Source organism: Roseateles sp. GW835-FHT13E02 (assembly GCF_058794035.1).
Genome location: NZ_JBXAGJ010000010.1, coordinates 19332 through 39307 on the forward strand (window position 1 = coordinate 19332; position 19976 = coordinate 39307).

13 protein-coding genes and 1 pseudogene are annotated in these 19976 nt (G+C 61.1%); 8 read left to right on the forward strand and 6 right to left on the reverse strand.

Annotation, left to right across the window (positions count from 1 at the left end):
• Positions 1-31 precede the first annotated feature (31 nt).
• Entirely contained in the window at positions 32-613 is a 582-nt protein-coding gene (locus AC1Q6P_RS11330; protein WP_492664855.1) for a hypothetical protein, read from the forward strand.
• Between the two features lie 304 nt (positions 614-917).
• Here the strand turns inward: AC1Q6P_RS11330 and AC1Q6P_RS11335 are convergent, their stop codons facing one another.
• The 6 genes from AC1Q6P_RS11335 to AC1Q6P_RS11360 form a co-directional block, all read right to left on the reverse strand.
• Entirely contained in the window at positions 918-1811 is an 894-nt protein-coding gene (locus AC1Q6P_RS11335) for a formylglycine-generating enzyme family protein (protein ID WP_492664854.1), read from the reverse strand.
• Between the two features lie 287 nt (positions 1812-2098).
• Positions 2099-4225, reverse strand: a complete 2127-nt coding sequence (locus AC1Q6P_RS11340) for a formylglycine-generating enzyme family protein (protein ID WP_492664853.1) — start codon at positions 4223-4225, stop codon at positions 2099-2101.
• Between the two features lie 782 nt (positions 4226-5007).
• Positions 5008-6045, reverse strand: a complete 1038-nt coding sequence (locus tag AC1Q6P_RS11345) for an AAA family ATPase (RefSeq protein ID WP_492703179.1) — start codon at positions 6043-6045, stop codon at positions 5008-5010.
• Between the two features lie 33 nt (positions 6046-6078).
• A complete protein-coding gene (locus AC1Q6P_RS11350) occupies positions 6079-7920 on the reverse strand; it encodes an esterase/lipase family protein (RefSeq protein WP_492664852.1) in 1842 nt (613 codons plus the stop codon).
• Positions 7921-8422: 502 nt separating this feature from the next.
• The gene (locus tag AC1Q6P_RS11355) at positions 8423-9616 is read right to left on the reverse strand and encodes an esterase-like activity of phytase family protein (protein WP_492664851.1); all 1194 of its coding nucleotides are present in this window, start codon (positions 9614-9616) and stop codon (positions 8423-8425) included.
• Between the two features lie 140 nt (positions 9617-9756).
• On the reverse strand, positions 9757-10134 hold the full coding sequence (locus AC1Q6P_RS11360) for a hypothetical protein (RefSeq protein ID WP_492664850.1): 378 nt from the start codon (positions 10132-10134) through the stop codon (positions 9757-9759).
• 4 nt (positions 10135-10138) lie between these two features.
• On the opposite strand from AC1Q6P_RS11360, the gene AC1Q6P_RS11365 reads away from it, so the two are divergent.
• From AC1Q6P_RS11365 to istB, 7 genes and pseudogenes are all read left to right on the forward strand, one after another.
• Positions 10139-10453: a hypothetical protein gene (locus AC1Q6P_RS11365; protein ID WP_492664849.1), complete on the forward strand. Its 315-nt coding sequence runs from the start codon at positions 10139-10141 to the stop codon at positions 10451-10453.
• A 1170-nt stretch (positions 10454-11623) separates the two neighbouring features.
• The gene (locus AC1Q6P_RS11370) at positions 11624-12640 is read left to right on the forward strand and encodes a hypothetical protein (RefSeq protein WP_492664848.1); all 1017 of its coding nucleotides are present in this window, start codon (positions 11624-11626) and stop codon (positions 12638-12640) included.
• Positions 12637-13254, forward strand: a complete 618-nt coding sequence (locus tag AC1Q6P_RS11375; RefSeq protein ID WP_492664847.1) for a hypothetical protein — start codon at positions 12637-12639, stop codon at positions 13252-13254. The genes AC1Q6P_RS11370 and AC1Q6P_RS11375 overlap by 4 nt, the downstream gene beginning before the upstream one ends.
• A gap of 490 nt (positions 13255-13744) precedes the next feature.
• Positions 13745-15943, forward strand: a complete 2199-nt coding sequence (locus AC1Q6P_RS11380; protein ID WP_492664846.1) for an autotransporter outer membrane beta-barrel domain-containing protein — start codon at positions 13745-13747, stop codon at positions 15941-15943.
• A 408-nt stretch (positions 15944-16351) separates the two neighbouring features.
• A complete protein-coding gene (locus tag AC1Q6P_RS11385; protein ID WP_492664845.1) occupies positions 16352-16933 on the forward strand; it encodes an F-box protein in 582 nt (193 codons plus the stop codon).
• 675 nt (positions 16934-17608) lie between these two features.
• Positions 17609-19120, forward strand: a pseudogene (istA, locus tag AC1Q6P_RS11390) (IS21 family transposase).
• Positions 19117-19938, forward strand: coding sequence for an IS21-like element helper ATPase IstB (istB, locus tag AC1Q6P_RS11395; RefSeq protein WP_492664844.1), 822 nt, complete (start codon positions 19117-19119; stop codon positions 19936-19938). The pseudogene istA and the gene istB overlap by 4 nt, the downstream one beginning before the upstream one ends.
• Positions 19939-19976 lie beyond the last annotated feature (38 nt).

Here is a 19976-nt window from a genome sequence, read left to right on the forward strand (position 1 = left end):
CATGGCAACAGAGCCTGCAAAGAGGAAAGCCATGGCCCAGCAGCAAACACAGCCGATCGAGCCCTTCGAGTACTGGGTTGAACGCCCCAACTTACCCTCGGGCCGCAAGCTCTATCGCCCTTTGCACTACGGCTCGGCCCATCGTTTCCTCCCGGCGGCCCACCTCGGCAATCAAAGGCTGGCAGACACCTTGTTCAACAGCGGCTGGAGCGAAACAGCGCTCATGGACCAGCTGTGGCGGTGGGCAGCCGACCGATGCATGGAACTCAAAGTCTGGTCCAGGCTCGAAGTCCTGAGCGCCCCCCACTTCAACAGCTACCTCAAGTCCATGGCGGCGAATTCCAGCCGCCATCTGCTTTCACTGGATCGACACGAGGTGTGCCCCCTCGTCATGCCGCCCGTCATCGCCGTGGCCGAAGCCAGGTATCTCGCTCTGTGCCGGCGCAGGAACTCAACGCAGGAAAGGCGCTACTTCACGCTGGAACGTGCGCAAGAGCCGAACAGCGCCTACTTCGCGGAATGGACCGCCGACGAGGGGCACGAGAACTACGGCGCACACGGCCCCATCTCCAGAGACGAATTTGCCCGAATCGTCGCGGCGCGCCTCGGATAGGACAGCAAGCGCCGGCAGCGAGGCAAACTGCGCCAGAAGGGACGTAACTCGCGACCTGGCGGACCCGGATGGGCATTTGTGGGGGAGGCGTTTTGGATGAATGGCGATGCGGAAGGCGCGCAGCAAGACGCAAACAACACGCCGTGATCCGGGCAGGAACGGCGCAGCGCGCGCTCCATGCCACGCTGCGCCGAGCGGTGCAGAAACGGAACAGGAAAACAGAGGCATGCGGGCCTGTCGCCAGGCCCGCCGGGGCTGGGTGCTCCGCTCCCAGCCCCAACCCCCTGCCCCTTGCCAGCTCAGGCTAAGTTCCGAGCCCTCCGAGCCACACCTGGACCTTTGGGGGCTCCGCCCCATTGTGGCTGGAAGACCTCAGGGCAAAGCGGAAGCCCACGTAGGGTAAGCGCTTGTCACGGGGCCTCCCGCTGCGGTAGGCCGAGCTGGCGAAGCCAGGGTGGAAAAACCACGAGCCGCCCCGCAACACTCGAGCCGCCGCTGAATCTGACTGCGCCTCCGGCGCATCCAGACGCTGCCGCCATGGGTCCGCACACCATTCCCATACATTGCCATGCATATCGAACAAGCCCCAAGGGTTGGCCGGGTAGCGCTTGACCGGCGTGGTGCCGCGCTGCTCCCCATTCCAATTGCCCATGTTGCTTTTGGCCTCTTCGCCCCACCAAAAGGCCGTGCAGCTGCCTGCCCTGGCAGCATACTCCCACTGGCTTTCGGTCGGCAGGCAAAGACGGTCTTCGCAAGCCCATTCGGGGGTGGCGGCAAAACGAATCACGAACTGTTCAACATCGTCCCAGCTCACGTGTTCCACGGGCCGCAGCGCTGCATCGGATCGGCCCTTGAAATGGCTGGGGTTGCCGCCCACAACGGCTGTCCAAAGTGCCTGAGTACAGGGGGTGTCAGCCAACCAAAATCCTGCTTGCACCACGACTCGCCGCGCGTTCTTTCCCTCGCGCTCCATCAAGACGTTTCGATAGGCCACGTCAGACAAGCGGTCCTGCTCTTCCTGAGGCGCGCCCATCCAGAAGCCCTCCGACCCGCTGGGCTCAATCCAGCGCATCCGCTGCGTGACGCCGTTCACCGTCAAGTCGGCCCAGAGTCCGAAGTGGTCATCGCCCCAGGCGCTGGCCCAGGGTGGCGGAAAGTCGCCCACCGGGGCGCGCGAGGCTTCGGATGTGGGCCACATCAGCTCGCACTCCATTTCGCAGAAGCCAGGCTGGCCAAGGCCCTAGAACTGTGGGCACCGTCGGACAGCCAGTCACACTGGACGGCCAGCACCCGTTCGGCTGCCATGAAAACATTCAGTTCAGACTGCGCAGGTACTGGCTCACGCGCCGGAAGCAAACAAAAATAGCAATGCAGACTCATGGATCAAGCATCAGTTTCTTGGCATTCGATTTCCGTGCGGGCTTGCGCTTTGCGGCATCACTTCGGCCTCCGGCCGCTCGCGCCTTAGCTTCCAAGCGCGCGTTTCTATGCCCTCTGGGCTGGGGCTTCGCCCCCCTGGTGGCTGGAAGACCTCAGGGCAAAGCGAAAGCCCACGTCGTGAATGCGCCCGCCGCGGGGTCCCCGGTCGCGGTAGGCCGAGCGGGCGTCACCGGGGGGGTCGAACCACGAGCCGCCCCGCAACACGCGGGCCTCACCTCTGGTGCCGCCCATCGGGTCGCGAACCGCGCTGTGTTCATAGCTTCGCCGATCATTGGCACACCACTCCCAGACATTGCCATGCAGATCGCGCAGGCCCCAAGGGTTGGGCGGGTAGCGGTCCACCGGGGTCGTGCCTTCTTCAAAGCCCCAGCCCTTGTCTCCCCGATTGTTGAAATTAGCCCTGCTGTCCTCCGGCTCGTCGCCCCAGCTGTAGGCCGTCTGGGTACCAGCGCGGCAGGCGTACTCCCATTGCGCCTCGGTCGGCAGCACGGCTTCGCAACCATCGGGCAGCAGCTTATTAAGTCGAGTCAGGAACTGCTGCACATCGTCCCAGGAGACGCACTCTACTGGCCGCTGCGGCGCCTCCGGGCCTTTGTTGAAATGGCTGGGGTTGCTGCCCATGACGGCCAGCCAGAGCGCTTGGGTGCAGGGGGTCTCAGCCAACCAGAAGCCTCGGCTGAGGATGACGGGGTGTTGGGGGTGCTCGCCTCTATGACCCTCGCCTTCGGGGGAGCCCATGAGGAAGGTGGCGGGGGGGAGATAACGGAAGGCCAAGTGATCCCAGGCTTCTGGCGAGGAGCCCTCAGCAAGCGCTCGCTCCACCATCTCTTCCCATTGCAAGCGAGGCCCGAAGGCGTCCATGTGCAAAACCCATCGAGGATCACGTTCTTCCAGGCGCCCCTGATCTTTCGAGACTTGTATCCAGCATTCCTCACCGTTTGGCCAGTGGATGAGCCCCATCGCACCATCTCGCCTTCCACCCTTGAATGCCGCAGCCCAATGCGGCCGCTGCACATACTGGAAGAAAGTTGCCGACCTTGCCATAGCGGCCTGCATGCGCATGACTTGCTCGATCTGCTGCCCTGTCGCCGCAGGCTCGGGCAATCGACCGAGCATCAGGCCGCGTTGCTGATCGCAAGACCCAAGATCCAGGAATTGCCATTCGGCTTTGCTCGCCCACTTCAGCCCCAACAGCGCGCCCTCCAACTCAATGCCCTCTTTCAACAATGCCCCGGCATTGCCTGTGGCTGGTGACTGGTACAAGTAGAGCTCAGCGCCCCTCTGACGCAATTCAAAGCTACGGACCTCGCCGCCAGAATTGCGCTCCAGCAGGCGGCGCAACACGCTGTCGTCCACATCAACTGGCTTGGGTGCCGCCCTTTTTGCATGCACTTCAAATGCCGCGTCCAGTGCCCACCACTGGCTGGCCAAAGCTCGGTTGTGCTGGCGTGCTTGGGAAGTCAAACTTGCGCCGCGCGCATGCGCAAAGCCCGCCACATTCCCGGCCACAGTAGCCCCACCATCACGCCGAGCTGAAGCATTGCTCAGCAGATGACCGGCAAGCCTGGCTTGGCGCTCGCGGGCCAAACTGGCACGTTCTTCTAGCGCCGAATGCCTCAAGCCACGCAGGGCCAGGCACGCGGACAAGTTCAATGCCACCACATCCGCGTGCACCGGCGGCGCCAAGGCGCAGAACCGGAGGTGCAAGTCCACCAAGCTCATCAGTTGGGAATCTGGCCACTGCAGGGGATCGTTGAGCGCCGTCGAAAACTGATCCCGACGGGAGGATTTCCAATCACGCTCCCAAGCCGTTGGTGTCAGATGATCACTGCCCCATACATGGGCTTCAGCCGCGGGACCCGATTCTGGCCACAGCTCCGCACGGCAAGCCCTCAGCAAGCCAGCATCAAACCATGGGCAGACGCTGAGCGCTTGGAGCAAACGGTCCACCAGCGGCTCCACCGCCTGCGTGGGGCGATGGGCTCCCCAAGTCAGCAGATGGGTGAGGCGCAGCCTGAGTTTGGGGCTTGTTGGTGCACCCGCAGGCACCAAGCCCACCAGAGGCACGGCATCGTCGCGATACGCTTGCAGCCATTGGTACCAATCCTCCTGCAAGCTTGCTCGATGACCTTCTGCAACAGGTGCGCAGGCCCCAAAGTCACTGAGGATCAAGACGGCTGTGTCGGCTGACCAAGGCGCCCTGCTGACCTCAGACCCGACCGCCACCCATGGGCCAGCTGGGCCTTGCGGCAAACGCCAGACCTCCAGGCCGGTCTCACCTCGAAACCGCAACCAATGCAGCACCAGGGCCCTCCAATCCGCCCACCAGAGGCGCAGGTGCGCGGATTGGTCAATCAGCACTACACAATGACTGGCCGGCAACGCATGAGCGAGGTGCGGCAAAGGAAGGAGTGCCTCCAGCCGGGCAAAGCGCTCGCACAAAGCCGCCCAGTCCACCCTCCTGCTGCCTTGGCCCCGAGCTAGAGCAACTGACAGTTGGTGCATCAGATTCAAGCTGGCATCTATCTGCCGCAACTGCGGCCTTGCGGCCTGTGCAGGCTGCTGGAACCAGATGGCCACCTCGGCAGGATCGCACTGCCGCCAATCCCCCTCGATCGTCGGGCCTTGTCGCAATGGCTCCAATCCGACGTGGACCTCAACCGTCAAAAGTGGCGGCGCCCGCAAAGGCAGTTTGTGAGAGGCGCCTGCAAGGGGTGGGGGTGGGGGTGGGGGCGGTGGTTGGAGAGGCGGTGGGTCAGCACCGTCATCAAGGTCTGAGCCGCCCAGCCCTGGGGGCAAAGTATGTTCATGCTGCGGCGCAAATGGCCAATCCATTGCCCGGGCAGCCACTGCCAGACAAGCGGCATCATCCAGCTCTGAGGCTTGAGCCAGCCACAGCAGGTCTGCCAAGCCGACATCGGACGAGCAATTGACGCGCACGCTCTGCCCCTGCCTCAGCGCAATGCCCGAGGTTTGCGCACAAAGGGTGCGAGCTTTTCGACCAAGGCCACCTGCTTGGCGGCATCCGTCTCCAAGCTCTTCACGCTGTAGAGCAAGTCCAAGAATTCGGAAACACCCGCTTGGTAGTCTCCAGCCGCAGCCTCGCTCCGCAAGCTGAGGATCTGCTTGGCTGCAGCTTTGGCGAGATCAGAGTCCTTCTCCACCTCGCCGAAGTGCACAGCCGCGCGCGCACACAACCATTGGACCGGGTCAGGGTCGCGCCCGCCGAACTCCAAACGAGCTTGGAAGCAACGACGCCTGAAGGCGGCGGGCAAGTCTCTGTCACCGTTGGAAGTGAAGATGATGAGAGGCGGGCGTACCCCTCGAGCCAAGCTTACGCGCTGACCATTCCAGGGCAAGAGGAAGCTGCCGGTCTCCAGGCAGTCCAAAAGATTGTTCGGCAAATCGGGCGGCGCTTTGTCGATCTCATCGATCAGCAGAACACAGCCATTGGCAGGGCGCCATTCCTTGGGATGGCTGGGCTCCTCCGTGTGCCAGCATGCGGCCTCATCGCCGGCATTGTTGCGCCGGTCACGCAGCTGCTGCCAAGCCCAGGCCCACCACAGCACGCCAGGCGTCACGTACTTCAAGGGATCGAGCGCATGCCGAACTTCACTTTCACTCAGACCACCGTCTCTGTGCACAGCCCCCAAAACTTGTGCCTCGGCCAGGCGCTGCACGGCGTCGTACTGCCAAAACAAATCCTGTGCGGTGGTCGTGGACTGCACCGTATGGCTGAGCAAAGGCACGCCCCACTCGTGGGCTATGGCCGAGGCCAATTGGCTCTTGCCCATCCCTGCCTCACCTAAGACCAATAGGGGGCGGGAACGAACCCAGGCCAAGCGAAGCGCCATGCGAACCTCGTCTTCCAAGAGGTACCTCGGCACGTAACTATGAGGCTTGTCTGAGTTGCGCGGTGAATGAAGGTTCTCGGGAAGCTCCAGGCTGGAGCTCAGATGCAGAGGGTCTGTCAATGCGAATGGTTTGGTCATGGCCGCAGATCAAAAGTGAGTTCAGAGGGAGATTCAGGGCTGTTTGCTCGGCTGCACTCTCTGCCGGTCTTTCAAGTACTGGCGCAGGGCGCCTCTGAACTGCGCCAGTTCCGAATCACCCGGTTTCTTGTCAGCCGCACCAATGATGAACAAAACCTGCTGGAGCGGTGAGTTCCGCAACGCATCATAAAAATCCTGGTTCTTCATGAAGCTTTCTCGAACGCGATCATCGAGACCAATGCCCCGACCATCGAGACCCATACCGAAAACGCGACTCTGCAAATCTCCTCGATCCCACGGGTTCAGCGCAGACGCCTGCGAGACCTTTTCAGGATCGAGTGCGTCACGGAGTGCTTGACTAGGCCCCAGTTCCACCTCGTCCAAGACGCGCCGCTCCAAGTAGTGAAGCAAACGCCCAGGATCGATGTCCCGGGCCATCACCTCTCCCGCCGCGATGAGATGGGGGGAGAAGTCTGTGCCGCTTGGGGCATTCGGGGCCGGCAGCTTTGGTATTCGGCGCAAGGCCTGGGCCAGAGCGGTTTCCAGTATGGCGGCGTCTACATCTGTACCGGGCGTAAACCGATCGCCGGGCACTGCGAAGGCGACAATCTTGTTGGGAGCAAAGGAGCAGGCATCAGGGACCAGCCCGGCGACCATCGCCCAGCTGACGATCTTGTCTAAGGTATTCAAGTGCAGCTTGTGTCCCTCTTGTCGAAGACAAGCCGCAAGCACGTCGACGGCTTTGGCGCCGGCCAGCATATCCGCCTGCCCCATCAACTTGTCGCGAACCTCGCGGTGCGAGCAAGCAGGCCGCAACTGCAGTTTGTCGATCAAGGCTTCCTGGATTTCTCGCTTGGAGGCGATCAAGCGCCCGACGGCTGAAACAGCTTGATAACGATGGGGCGGCAATTGCAGGTCGACGCCTTCCGGCTCATCCATGCACTCCTGAATCAAGCCGCGCAGGTAGCCGCTGACTTCACTGTCCAGGTCCACCACTTTGCAAATTTGCATGTGGTCGTACGGAAGCTTGAAAATAGGAAGTGATACGCCAGTTGAGGTGACACGCAGATTGGGATCAGCGCTGTCGAGATCAACGACCAGTTGATCGATCAGATGGAGTTTGTGGGTTTCGGCGCAGATGCGAACACGCAAAGTGGCGCCATCCCGATGTCGCTCTTGCCAGTAGGTAATGAACCGCTCGTTCAACCTAGCCAGGTCAGCATTGCCGGCAGTGAGTTCCTCGATGAGGGTCGATGTGGCGAGCACAGCGTTGCCCACGTTCTCTACCAGAGCGCGGGCAAGCTCAGCGCTGCCGGCAAGCGCCGCAATGAACTCCGTTGCTTTGGCCGCCGCTGACGCTATGAGCTGCTTTCCAGTCTCGGCCGTCTTGAGCCAATCCGCCATGGCAGAGCCGCGATGGGGAGTTCCAAGAAAAAGGACTCCAACAACCTTGGCGGGGTCAAGACTCTCCTTGCTGTTTTGCTCACGAGCCTGCTCTTCGGCGTCAAGCAACAAGCGTTTGGCCACAATGCCGCCCAAGCTGTGGCACACAAAAACACATGGCCGGCCGCCCGAGTTGGCTATCCCTGCATCTTTCATGCATTGCGCGATGCGCGGCACCATGTCTGCCGTGCTCAGTTGGTCTTGCGCCTTGCTCGCACGCCAGTGCCAAGGAATGGCTGGATACTCCAGAGACCACACATCGAGCTCGGGTTGATCAGTCGCCAAGAGTTCCGGCCAAGACAGCGCTCCCTGCTTCGCTTGCCAGCTTGCTTGCCAATGCCCGCCAAGGCCGTGGATGAACACGACATCCAGCTTGGCTTGGTCGGCCTTGTCTCTGGGCGATATTCGATGCAGTTTGACCCCTAAGGTCATGGGCTCCTCACTTGCATTTTGTTTGCAGCGAGTCTAGCCATTTGAAGCATTAGGACGCGTTGGCGTCGAATCCAGTCGGCCAAACACCAGACATCGACCTCCGGCCAATCTGGGTCATTCGCCGCATAGCTGATAAAGAATCGCCTCGCCATCGACTCTCCGCTCGTAGTCCGCAGCGGGAGTCTAGCTATTTATGTCGCGCAAACTTGTGGCGCCACTAACGGCGCCCATCCAATGACACCGAGCCAAGGCTTTCTATTGGTGCGCCCGGCACGACTGCTTGCTCGACGCACCGAAGCGCTTCTGAGACCCACCGGCGCCTGGCCCATAAAAACCGAACCTCAGAAAAATGGAACTCTGGAGGTCTCGGCGAAAAACAGTGAGCGCAATGGCAATGCGTGCCGGCAGACCCACTCCGATGAACAGGCAACCGGTCAAGCCGCAAGACCTGACCCTGTGTCACTCGGCCCTTGGCTTTGTTGCGACGGGCCAGATCAACACTTCAGACCGCGTTGCGATGGCGGCCCGGCGCGCGACGGCGGGCCACCACGCCGAGCAGGCCGGCCAGCATCAGCGCCCAGCTTTGGGGCTCGGGCACGGCGCTGACTTCAAAAGCCATGAACTGGGTGCTTTGGTTGGCAGCAAAGTTGTTGTCCACGGCCAGCACCAGGGTGCGATTGCCGTTGTCCAGGGTCTTGCCCCAGCTGATGGCCTCGACGTTGTCGAGGGTGATGCCCTGGTACTGAATCGCCATTTCCAAAAGCACTTCGCGGCTCATGGGCGTGACGCCATTGGCGCCATTCAAGCTGGCGATGCCGCTCACATCGGTGGCGCCGGTGGTGTCGGTCAGCACCAGGCGGATGGTGTTGCCCACGCCCGAGGCGAAAGCGCGCTCCACAGCCAGGAAACGGGTGTCGGACAGGGCCAGCAGCTCCGGCAGGCCATTGTCGGGGCCGAAGGGCGCGCCGGGGGCGGCATCCACGGGGATGGGCGGCAGCTGGTAGGCGTACTGCGCGCCGGACTGGCCGGTGAGCGGGTTCAGCGCGGTGACGCGCACCGTGCTGCCCTTGCTCAGCGAGGTGATGTTGCCATCCTGGATCAGTGCGTCTTCATTGGCCGTCCACACCGTGCCATCGGGCGCCACGGTCAGGGCCTCGAACAGCTTGTTGCTGCGGCCGCCCGTGGTGGCGTTGTCCACGTAATTGAACATGGCGGGCGTGTTGAACTCGCGCACAAAACTGCCGTCGGTCTTCATCTCGCGCACAAAGGGCTGGTAGCGCAGTTGGGGGTTGGCGTTCCAGTTGCCCTCGCTGGACCAGTAGAGGTTGCCATTGGGGGCCACGCGGATGCTTTCGGGGTCCACCGTGCGGGCGTTGGACGGGAAGGCGCTGCCATCGGGGCGCTTCATCGTGGTCTGGCTGTCAATGGTCACGGCCTTGAAGCCCGAGGCGTCGTAGTCCAGATGCAGCTTGTAGAAGCGAGGCGTGCCGCGCTCACCGCCTCGGTCGTCCGAGATGGCGAAGTAGCTGCCATCGGCTGCGCGATCCAGCCCTGAAATGCCGCCGAACTCCACGCCTTGAAACTTTGTGCCCGTGGGCAGGGCGGTGCTGCCGATCAGGCGCAGCTGGAAGTCAGCCGCCTGGCAGCTGAACACGCTGCATGCCAAGACCAAGGGGAAGAGTGCGCGGTACTTCATGACGAGGAGTCTTTCTGTGGAGATGGAGGAATGCCACCCAGGCTATCGACCGCCGATGAAGGTTTGGCCACGCCCCATGGGTCGAACAGATTGTCGGTTTGCGCTGAAGGTTGAACTGCGGCTTCCATCAAATCCAGTACTTAGCGATTTTTGTCCCATCGAGGGCTGAATCCGTGTTTCATTGAAGTTTGAACTCGCGGCTTTTTGTCTCGTTGAAGTTTGAATTTTCGCTTGAGCTTGGCCGACAGGCAGGCGCTCATCATGGCCGTTGCGCGCTTGACCGAGCGCATGCTGCGAGCGATGCCTTCGGCCAGCCACGGGTTTTCTAGGTCGAGCCCCTCGGTCATATCAACATTGGGCCGGATGGCACATCGCAATGCGCCGGAGACACTGGTCAGTCCCGCGCCATAGAAGCTCACGTAGAAACCGAGGATACAGCTTTCGAACAAGCGCAAGGCGTAAGCAAATGCGGTGCGCTGTAGCGCCGCCTCGTTTATTCCGAATACGCTTGTATTCACTCCCTTGAAGCAGGCAAAGGGCAATGGGTATCGCATCGAGTTGCCGCAGGCATCGGCCGTTCTTGCAGCGGCACGCAAGTTCTGCGCGGCCCGTAGCAGGAAGGGCGTTTTGGGGGTGCCCTATGGCCGGCGGGAAGTCCTTGATATCCCCACCGGCTGCGCCACGCTCTACGCGGACACCACCAACATGCGCATGAGTTCCAGGAAGTTCATGCTTGCAGAGGAAATTGCTCGCCTCGTTGACGACGGCAAGACCGTCTACATAGGTTGCAGCAACGCCGACGACGTGACGTTTTTCAAGAACGAATTGCAGGCGTAGGTTCGAAGTCGCGTAATCGTGTTTATGAATGCATCCCTACCTTGGAATCTGTAAGCCATGCCGTGCGGCCGGCGCCACTGGCTCAGTTGGCAGCGCGTCCGCGCCAGGATGTTGGGCCTCGCTTCGCGTAATAGCGTGAGCGGCCAGTCCAACCATCTTGAAGAGCCGTTAGGCGCATGGGGGTTTCGTGTCCATCTCAACTTTAGTGAACACATGAACGCTACGCTCACTCAACAGGCCGGCCCTCTGCGCAACTCCCGGCTCGAAGAGCTGCTACCGCATCGCTGGACGCCTGCGCAGGGCTGAGCTGCCAAGCGCCGTCAAGGTCGGACGGCCAGACGCTCATCGAAGATCGACAAGGGCTCCTGCTGATCCAACATCCCAAGGCATCCTCATTTCAATGGATGCATCCGCGGGTATGGGCTCCTAGCATCCGACAGCGCTGCACCTGAAGCGGCGACAGGGAGCGTCATGAGGCTATACCTAACTAGGAGCCGCGGCGCCACCTGGGCGCTAGCGATCTTGCTCGGAGCGCCGGCGCTCACCGGTTGCGGCCAAAAGCCCGAACCAACTTTCGAGGCTGCTCCAGTTGCGTTCGATCCACCGTCGGCTGGCGGGTCGCGTGAAGGAGATGTCGGTACCGCTGCAGGACGTGCAGCACCTATCCGTCCAGACATAACCGAACGCCCGCCAGAAGACATCCAGCCCCCTGGAGAGAGCGATGCCGAGCCCCAGCCCGAAGCCTCGTCAGCGGCGGAAGCGGCGGAAGCGGCGAGCGCGCCAGGCTGACGACAGTAATGCCAAGGGCTCAAGGAGAACGCCATGCGACGCATCGCCTGGAGATCGCTGACTGGGGTAGCGCTGGCCGGACTCGTACTTTTCGGCATATGGAGTGACGCCAGCGCAGCACCCTCGGCAGCAAGGCCGCGCCCGCCCACACGAGTCGAGCCCTACAAACCCATCCCTCACGTCCCACCCGAAAACGTCCACCCCACCCGTGACGATCTAGTAAGGGCAGCCCAATCGGAGAGATCAGCTGCACAGGCAGAAACGCCATCCGCCGAAGCCCGCAAGCATTGGGAGGCCGTCACTCAGGCACTGGGGCCGGAAACCGACACTACAAAAGGTGCATACGTCGTCATACACATAGGACGCGATGGCATCGCCTGGATGACGACCAACCTAGTGCGCGGCTCGGAGAATGACCGCAAATTTTTCGCCCTAACCCCCGCCGAGCTTCGTGACTCGGTTCGCCTAGAGGTCAGCTTACAGGGATTGCTTGGAGATAGGAGCGCCAACGCCAACATCATGCTTAAGGTGCTACTGGATGGCTCTCTTGCAGAAGAAGTCACGCAAAAAAATGCCATCAGCGCACTCACCATGGCGACCAACCGTTTCAGGTTCGCCGAACTCGTGGAGATATCAGGTGGCCGCGCCTATTCGTTGGAGCGCGTCGAGCGCGAGATCGGCCCGCCGCGCTGGCTAAGCCGCCTAAACACCTGTTGTGTGTACGCGGGCATCCCGCCAGACATTGCAAGCTGGCGTCGCTTGGCCAGCGTGCCGTTCGACCGATCGCACATGCAGGTGGTATCACTCTTTCCTGACTACACAGCTCAGCAGGGCTTGAAAGGCAGCGGCCTCAATGTCGTCTTCACCCACCCCGATCAAATCAGCGGTGATGTCGTCGAGGCGCTAAGGCTGGTATTCGCTAGCGGACCGCCCGGCTCGCCAGTTGTCGTGATCGGGCACGTCAGCAATGGAAGTTTCATCATTGAGACAGGCAACGGCACCGCGATCCCACTTTCTACCGTTTCGGAGATGGCTGCGAAGGCCGGCCGACCCGTCTACCTGATGGGCTGCTACACCGCGGAACACTATCAAGTGCAGTCCGAACAATCTCAACCGACGTTGGGATTTCCAGTCACAACGCTCAGCGTGCTGCAACCGCGCGCCTTGGTCGACCGATTGGTTGCCGCGAGCCTCAACTCCAAGTCACTTCAGGACTTCACGCAGCTCCTCTCCACTGAGAGTCTCTATGTGCACATGCCCAGCGGATTTCTCACTACCTTGCCGGACCAACGCCGAAGCCTTCTTGCACGTATAGCTTCCGTCACGCAGGACGGTGCTCGCGCCGTCACGGCCTTCTTTCGCGTCGACCTGCCCTGCTTGTTTGGAGGATGCCCGTGACCCTCATCGATCCTGCCCGCTCGCCGTTCAACGAGCTGGCTGCGCTACTTGAAAAGCTTGATCCCAAAGCCCTACAGACGGCAGTCGGCACCTTCCCTCAGTTTGAGCAAGAAGTCGTCCAAGGTCCGAGTGCGGGTAGCCGCAAGGCACCCGCATCGTGGGACGTCGTGGAGCCCCGCGCCCGCTTCTCGCTGCTCCTTGCCACGGAGGTGAATGTTGAGCTCGATGCACGCTGGCTGACGATGCTCAACCGACGGCAGATACTGAGGCGAGTGCGGCTAGCCATAGTGATCGCTGGAGCTGCCACTGGCGCTGCCACCTTGGGGGCACTTGGACTCGACAGGCCGCAAGCGGCTCATCTGGCCTCCGTCTCGACGGCCGTGATAGCCATCATCACCGCTGGGGCAAACTTCGTTGGCAATGAAGAATCGACTAAGCGATTCCAGGCGCTGGTCGACCTTCGTAAATCGGCCTACGCGCTGAGGATCCTGTGCAATGAACTGGAGGTGGCGCTCACGACGCGGGTCAATGTGGATGGGGTTGTCCAACTGATGGACAAGGCCAACAGGATGGCCGCCGAACTGCACAAGGGCATCGACCAAGGACAGGCGTGAGCGCGATTCGATATCCTGAGCTGCAACGGGCGTAGACGCGAGGAGTTGGGTATGAGCGATCAGATGCCTCCCGAGGGCCCGCAACAGGAGTTCACTGTCGTCGGGGGCCTACTCACCATCGTCTTCCTCATCACGGTCGTCCCGCTCGCGGTATGGTTGATCTCTCTGCTGTGGGGAGCTCTGACCTCGTAGAAGGCGCCCCCAGGACTTCTCCAACTGCACAGATAACCGCACGCCCAGCGAAGTTCCATGAACGAACGGACGCCGGCCGCTACAGAACTGAGTGTCGTAACCGATCGACTGGCAGTGCAATCCAAGTTCCGTCCTGCGAGTTGATGAGGCTGCATCGCTACGAGCACTGAGCCGACATACATGCCTGTCATCCTTGAACGAAGGGAATAGGTAGAGCGCCGAGTCGCCAAGAGTTCCCTATCAGGCCCTTTCATCGCCGAATCGGGCATTTCGAAACTGATTCCAGGGAGCTACACCGATGAACTCTCTCCTCACCCCGACTTGTCGCCTGCTCAGACTGCTGCCTTTGACGATGCTTGCACTGTCATGCGGGCTTTGTTCATTAGCGCGAGCAGATGTCTACATCATCAACGCAAATCTATGGCTTGGAACCAAGGATTCAAACTGGTTCGATCCAGACAACTGGTACCTAGGAGACAAGTACCCTGCCCCTCTGCCGCAATTGAATGTCTGGGTCTCGCCGATCCGAGACGTCAGCGAGGGCGTTCCGCCGAACACTTTCATTGGGGTGCCAGTCCGCGAGGCCGTGCTGAATCAAGCGTTTTCAGCCAAAGGTTTCGGCCTCATTGGATGGGATGGCTTGTCCCAGGTCCGCATCGTTGCTGGCGGCCTGCTACACGCAACGAGCGACATCCCGGCCCAGGTCGGGAACGACAATTTGGTCAGTGTTTACGGAGGCGCCCAGCAGAAGGCGAATCTCATCCTTGACGGGGGCAACATCTCCGGCGACTGGAATTTTTACTCCAATTCCCGCGTAGAAGTCCGGGGCAGCTACACGCAGAAGCAGGGCGATTGGAGCGGAGTCGTAGGGGAACTCGCTATAACTGCGGGAAGCCGTTTCAATGGCTCATCACTGAGTCATACAACCGTCAACCGCATTGTCAATGAAGGAACGCTCGACGTTGCCGCCAGTCAGGCATTACGGCTTTCAGGGGAGGTTTTGAACAAGGGAATCATCGCTGCGCCAGTCACCGGCTCGGCGTTCGTATGGATTACTGGTGACACCACATTGGCTGGAACCGGCACAACCTTTCTCTCGACGCCCATGATTGTTGATGGCGGCACGACCTATCTGATGGGTGGTCCAGGGACATTAACGATCGGAGCTGGCCAGACTGTCCACGCCAAGTCGTCAATAGGTGGTGGCGATGGTATCAACCTCGTCAATATGGGCACGTTGACTGTGGACGCTAGCGGCCTGCGGTTCTATGCCAAGGAGGGAGGCGTACTCGAAAACTCATCAGGTTTGATCAAGGTTTCGGACAACGCTTTTGTTGATGTTCTTCAGCTGCACAGCGTGTGGGGGCAGATGCGTGGAGGGATCCGCGGCGGCACGATTAGCGGTGCAGGCAGCAGCTTGCTCAGGAGCGACACGGAGAATGTTCGATTCACTGGCAACCTGATGTTCAATGGATCGATAAAGGGCCAATCTTCTATCGCCCAAGATGCGGTACTGACCATTGGCCGCGGCAATGGCATCACAACAGCGGGTGTTATAGATAACCACGGGCAGCTGATTGTCGGCAGCCTCGCGGATCGCAGCTCCGGTCTTATGGATCCTGCGAGTATTCATCTCGACGGTGATACACGCTTGAGTGGTTCCGGTACAACCACGCTTCTCAACGACTTCACGAACGTAAGCTTAGGCACGTTCGCTTTGACCGTGGCTAGCGGCCATACGCTGCGCGGCGGCGGCTTCGTCTACGGCTTTGGTCAAGCATTGACGAATCAGGGACGCATATCTGTTGAAGGAGATGGGATCACTGGCCCTACCTCCGTGCTGAAGATGTACCTGCAGAACGGTTCCGTCCTGAACAACCAGGGTCGGATAGACATAGCTGTCGGCAGCACCCTTGAGATGGCAGGTCAGACACTGAACCAAACCGCAGATCAAGCGGTCACACATGTGAACGGCAATCTCACTGTTGGAACCCTCAACCTGAAGGCAGGCATTCTGAGTGGCTCTGGAACTATTGACGGCGCAGTGATTGTGGGGTCGGGTACTGTTTCACCCGGCAACTCACCTGGTAAGTTGACCATCAATGGCTCGTTACTGTTAGGGGCAGATTCGACGCTGGAAATCCAGATCTTCGGCGGCACAAGCGGGCTGGTCTACGATCTAATGCAGGTGAATGGCCATGTCAGCCTCAACGGCAGGCTGCGAGTGGACTTCGGCAACTACTCCCCGCAAATCGGCGACTCATTTGCGTTTCTCAGCGGTGCCAGCATCAGTGGCGAATTCACTTCGGTGGAAACCCCGAACTATGTGCTGAACACATACTTTGACGGCCAAATGCTACGCGTACGGGTCCAAGATGTGTCCGCCGTGCCCGAAGCCACGACATGGATGCAACTACTCAGCGGCCTGAGTATGTTGGCGGCGGTGTATGCGCATCGCGGGAGCCGCGTACGCTCCTTGCGCCAAGCTACTCTTTAGCGTGAAGCGCAAAGTCACTGCGACTCGCGTGAGCATTGACGTTGCAGCGCGGATGCTGAAGGCAGTATTTTGCACCAGTCTTTCGAGCCCCAACGTTTGCCCTAAATGGCAAACATGATGCCGCGGGACCACTCGACTAACGAGACCTTTCACCGGCTTCGCGTTGGCCAAAAGCCCCTCCTGAATCGGGGCGCGACGACGGGCCGTGAGAACGACAATTCGATGCGATTGGCGACATTGGGCCTAGGGGGTTGAAAGAAGCCTGCCGTCTCATAGACTCTCAACGATGCAAAAGCAAAGTCAACTCTGACATTTGCTTGCAACCTCTGGTTCGAGTCAATCCAGCCGTTGAAGAATTCGGCTAGTCCAACTGGTTACGGTTGGGTTGGCGAGGAAACGGAGTGGCAAATGTTAGATCGACTGCCGATAGAGCTCGTAAGCCTAGTGCTGAGCTACTTGCCGTCGCGCGAAATTGCTCGCTTGTCGACAATCTGCCGGCAAGTGAACGGAGCAGCCTTCGACATCTTTCGCAGGACGCTCATTAAATACGGCGTGCCGGATATGGGCGGCCTGGGCTATTCGAACTATCGTGAATCGATCGAACTTGCACGGGTGCAAGTCCAATCCACTTGGTCCTTCATGGACAGGATGACCGAGCTTCGCGGACTACTGGAAAGGTTTGAGCAGCAGATTGACTCCATGTTGCCTTTGCCAACGCCGTTCATCCCCCGCGCGATGATTGAAGATGGCGAAGGGATCGACACTTGGATTGCCCAAAACGCGCACATGCACTGGGTAACGCAAGAGCGCGTCGGCTCAAAGTGCCCAGAATATCAGCTCGGTGCGCAGGTGAACGATCCCGGAGATGTCGCTGCGCTGGTGGACTGCAGCATCATGGTGCAGTGCCTTCTGCAGCTGATTCGGGACATGGACCGAGCGAACATTCTTCGGGGTTTTGACCACGATACACGCGCACCCAACCCACCTTGATTTGCTGACGAAAGAACGAGCTTGACCATAGTGCCGGTGCTGGCGGCCTGGCCAATGGGAACGCCGCCGACGCCCCAGAAATAGAGGAGTTTCAGCGCGGTGCCCGCGAAACTTACCAAGGCGCCGCCGGTATGTAGCAGCCACAGGGGGCGCAAGCGATCTACGAGCTTGGCAACTGGTTCTTCCGTCATTTCTTTTCTTCCTCGATCGGCATTGTCAATGCGCGCATGGTCCAGTTTGCCTCGCACGACTCATTCAGCTTTTCTCCGATGATTCGAATCTAACGTCGGTTCAAAGCGGCAACAAAACCTCCATCTCGTTATCGATTTGCAGGGCCTGTTACTGCTACACGCGACTCTCGCGCGGAACGCCAGGCCTCAAGCTTCCGATCGACGTGCCGCCCCCCCTCGCCCACAAGCAATTCATACTCGCCGCCCAGGCGCTGAATGAGGTGCCACTTGCCGCGCAGGTTGAAATACTGCTGATAGAGCGCGGCCATCGTTGCCTGCCCGTTCGTCAACCAAAGCTGGTCAACGCCACCTAGCGCTTGCAGTGTTGACGCTCGCCGAAAACTGACCCACGTAGCGGGGTGATACTCGCGCAAAACTGACCCACGCAAAACACACTGACCTGCTCAATGGATGAGCAGGGGAAACAGGAGTGATCAGCGTGGGCATGTTGGCCAAGATCAGAAGGATGCACCTGCGAGATGGGCTGTCCATCCGCGAGGTGAGTCGTCGCACCGGGTTGTCCCGGAACACCGTGCGGCGGTGGTTACGCCAGGAAGGTGTGACCGAACCCAAGTACCCCAAGCGAGATGCCGCCAGCGCGGTGGATGCCTGGGCTGAGCATCTGGCGTCGGCGCTTAAAGCCGACCAGCACCGGCCGGTGCGCGACCGGCGCACGGTGAAGATGCTGTTCGAGCAGATACGCGCCCTGGGCTACGCCGGCAGCTATGCCCGTGTGACGCGCTGGGTGTGAGCCTGGCGCGCCGAGCAGGACGCAGCGCCACGGCGCGCAGCCTTCGTGCCGATGAGCTTTGAGCTCGGGGACGCCTTTCAGTTCGACTGGAGCTGCGAGTACGTCTTCGTCGGTGGCTTGCGCCGACGGCTGGAGGTCGCGCACACCAAGCTCGCCAGCAGCCGCGCCTTCTGGCTCACGGCCTACCCGACGCAGAGCCACGAGATGCTGTTCGATGCCCATGCACGCGCCTTCCAGGCGCTGGGCGGTGTGCCGCGTCGAGGCGTGTACGACAACATGAAGACGGCCGTCGACAAGGTCGGCGTCGGCAAGCAGCGCTCGGTCAACGCGCGCTTCCAGGCCATGTGTTCGCACTACCTGTTCGAGGCCGAGTTCTGCAACCCGGCCTCGGGCTGGGAGAAGGGCATCGTGGAGAAGAACGTGCAGGACCGGCGCCGCCAGGTCTGGCGCGAAGCCAGCGAGCGGCGCTGGCCGGACCTGGCCACGCTCAATACCTGGCTCGCCGAGCGCTGCCGCGCCTGTTGGACCGAGACCGCCCATCCTGAGTGGCCGGCACTGACCGTGGCCGACCTGCTGCAAGACGAGCAGGCGCGGCTGATGCCGTGCCCTAAGCCCTTCGACGGCTACGTCGAGCAACCGGTGCGCGTCTCCGCCACGGCGTTGGTGCACTTCCAGCGCAACCGCTACAGCGTGCCGACGCGGCATGTGAACGCCGTGCTCAGCCTGCGCGCCTACCCCGACACCTTGGTGCTGGTGGCAGACGGCGTCGAGGTGGCCCGGCACACCCGCAGCTTCGAGCGCGACCTGACCTTTTACAACTGGCAGCACTACATCCCGCTGGTGCAGACCAAGCCAGGGGCGCTGCGCAACGGCGCGCCGTTCAAGGCCATGCCCGAGGTGCTGCAAACGCTGCAGCGCCATCTGCTGCGACACGCGGGCGGCGACCGCGTCATGGCGCAGGTGCTGGCGGCTGTGCCGGTGCATGGCCTGGAGGCGGTGCTGGCGGCCGCAGAGATTGCGCTGGAAGCAGGACGCCCCAGCGCCGAGCATGTGCTCAACGTGCTGGCGCGCTTGAAGGACGGCACCACGGCCATCCGTGAACTGGCCCAACCCACACCGGCGCTGAAGGAAGAACCCCGCGCCGACGTGCAGCGCTACGACGCGCTGCGCCCACACCACCCAGACCAGCAGGAGGTCCGCCCATGAGCACCGAGATCGTCACGCGGCTGAAGGCGCTCAAGCTGCACGGCATGGCGTCCAACTGGCCGGAACTGGTGGCGCATTGCCGCCACGCGGCGCTGGAACCCGAGCAGCTGATCGAACAGCTGCTGGACGCCGAAGGCGCCGAGCGCAACGTGCGCTCCATCGCGTACCAGATGACGGCGGCGCGCTTCCCGGCGCACCGAGACATCGCCAGCTTCGACTTCGAGGCCAGCGCAGTCGATGAGACACTGGTGCGCAAGCTGCACACGACGCAGTTCACCGAGGCTGCGCACAACGTGGTGCTGATCGGCGGGCCGGGGACAGGCAAGACCCACCTGGCCACGGCGTTGGGCATCGAGGCCATCCAGCGGCATGGCAAGCGGGTGCGCTTCCACTCGACGGTGGAACTGGTCAACGCACTTGAAGCAGAGAAGGCCGCGGGCAAGGCCGGGCAGATCGCGCACCGGCTGATGTACGTGGACCTGCTCATCCTGGACGAACTCGGCTACCTTCCGTTCAGCCAGGCCGGCGGGGCGCTGCTGTTCCACCTGCTCTCCAAGCTCTACGAGCACACCAGCGTGGTCATCACCACCAACCTGAGCTTCGGCGAATGGGCCAGCGTCTTCGGCGACGCCAAGATGACCACGGCCTTGCTGGACCGGCTCACGCACCACTGCCACATCGTCGAGACCGGCAACGAGTCCTGGCGCTTCAAGCACAGCAGCACGACCGTCGCGGCGGCTCGCGCCAGACCTACTCAACGCAAGAAAGGAGCCCCCAAGAGCTCAGAGATATCCACAGACACAGGCTCCCTCGGGTAGCCTTCAGGGGTGGGTCAGTATTGAACGAGCACCACGGG

Excerpts from the sequence above, each read along its gene's own strand:
- AC1Q6P_RS11330 (WP_492664855.1), top strand. The coding sequence starts at position 32 with ATGGCCCAGCAGCAAACACAGCCGATCGAGCCCTTCGAGTACTGGGTT.
- AC1Q6P_RS11335 (WP_492664854.1), bottom strand. The coding sequence starts at position 1,811 with ATGTGGCCCACATCCGAAGCCTCGCGCGCCCCGGTGGGCGACTTTCCG.
- AC1Q6P_RS11345 (WP_492703179.1), bottom strand. The coding sequence starts at position 6,045 with ATGACCAAACCATTCGCATTGACAGACCCTCTGCATCTGAGCTCCAGC.
- AC1Q6P_RS11350 (WP_492664852.1), bottom strand. The coding sequence starts at position 7,920 with ATGACCTTAGGGGTCAAACTGCATCGAATATCGCCCAGAGACAAGGCC.
- AC1Q6P_RS11355 (WP_492664851.1), bottom strand. The coding sequence starts at position 9,616 with ATGAAGTACCGCGCACTCTTCCCCTTGGTCTTGGCATGCAGCGTGTTC.
- AC1Q6P_RS11370 (WP_492664848.1), top strand. The coding sequence starts at position 11,624 with ATGACGACCAACCTAGTGCGCGGCTCGGAGAATGACCGCAAATTTTTC.
- AC1Q6P_RS11380 (WP_492664846.1), top strand. The coding sequence starts at position 13,745 with ATGAACTCTCTCCTCACCCCGACTTGTCGCCTGCTCAGACTGCTGCCT.
- AC1Q6P_RS11385 (WP_492664845.1), top strand. The coding sequence starts at position 16,352 with ATGTTAGATCGACTGCCGATAGAGCTCGTAAGCCTAGTGCTGAGCTAC.
- istB (WP_492664844.1), top strand. The coding sequence starts at position 19,117 with ATGAGCACCGAGATCGTCACGCGGCTGAAGGCGCTCAAGCTGCACGGC.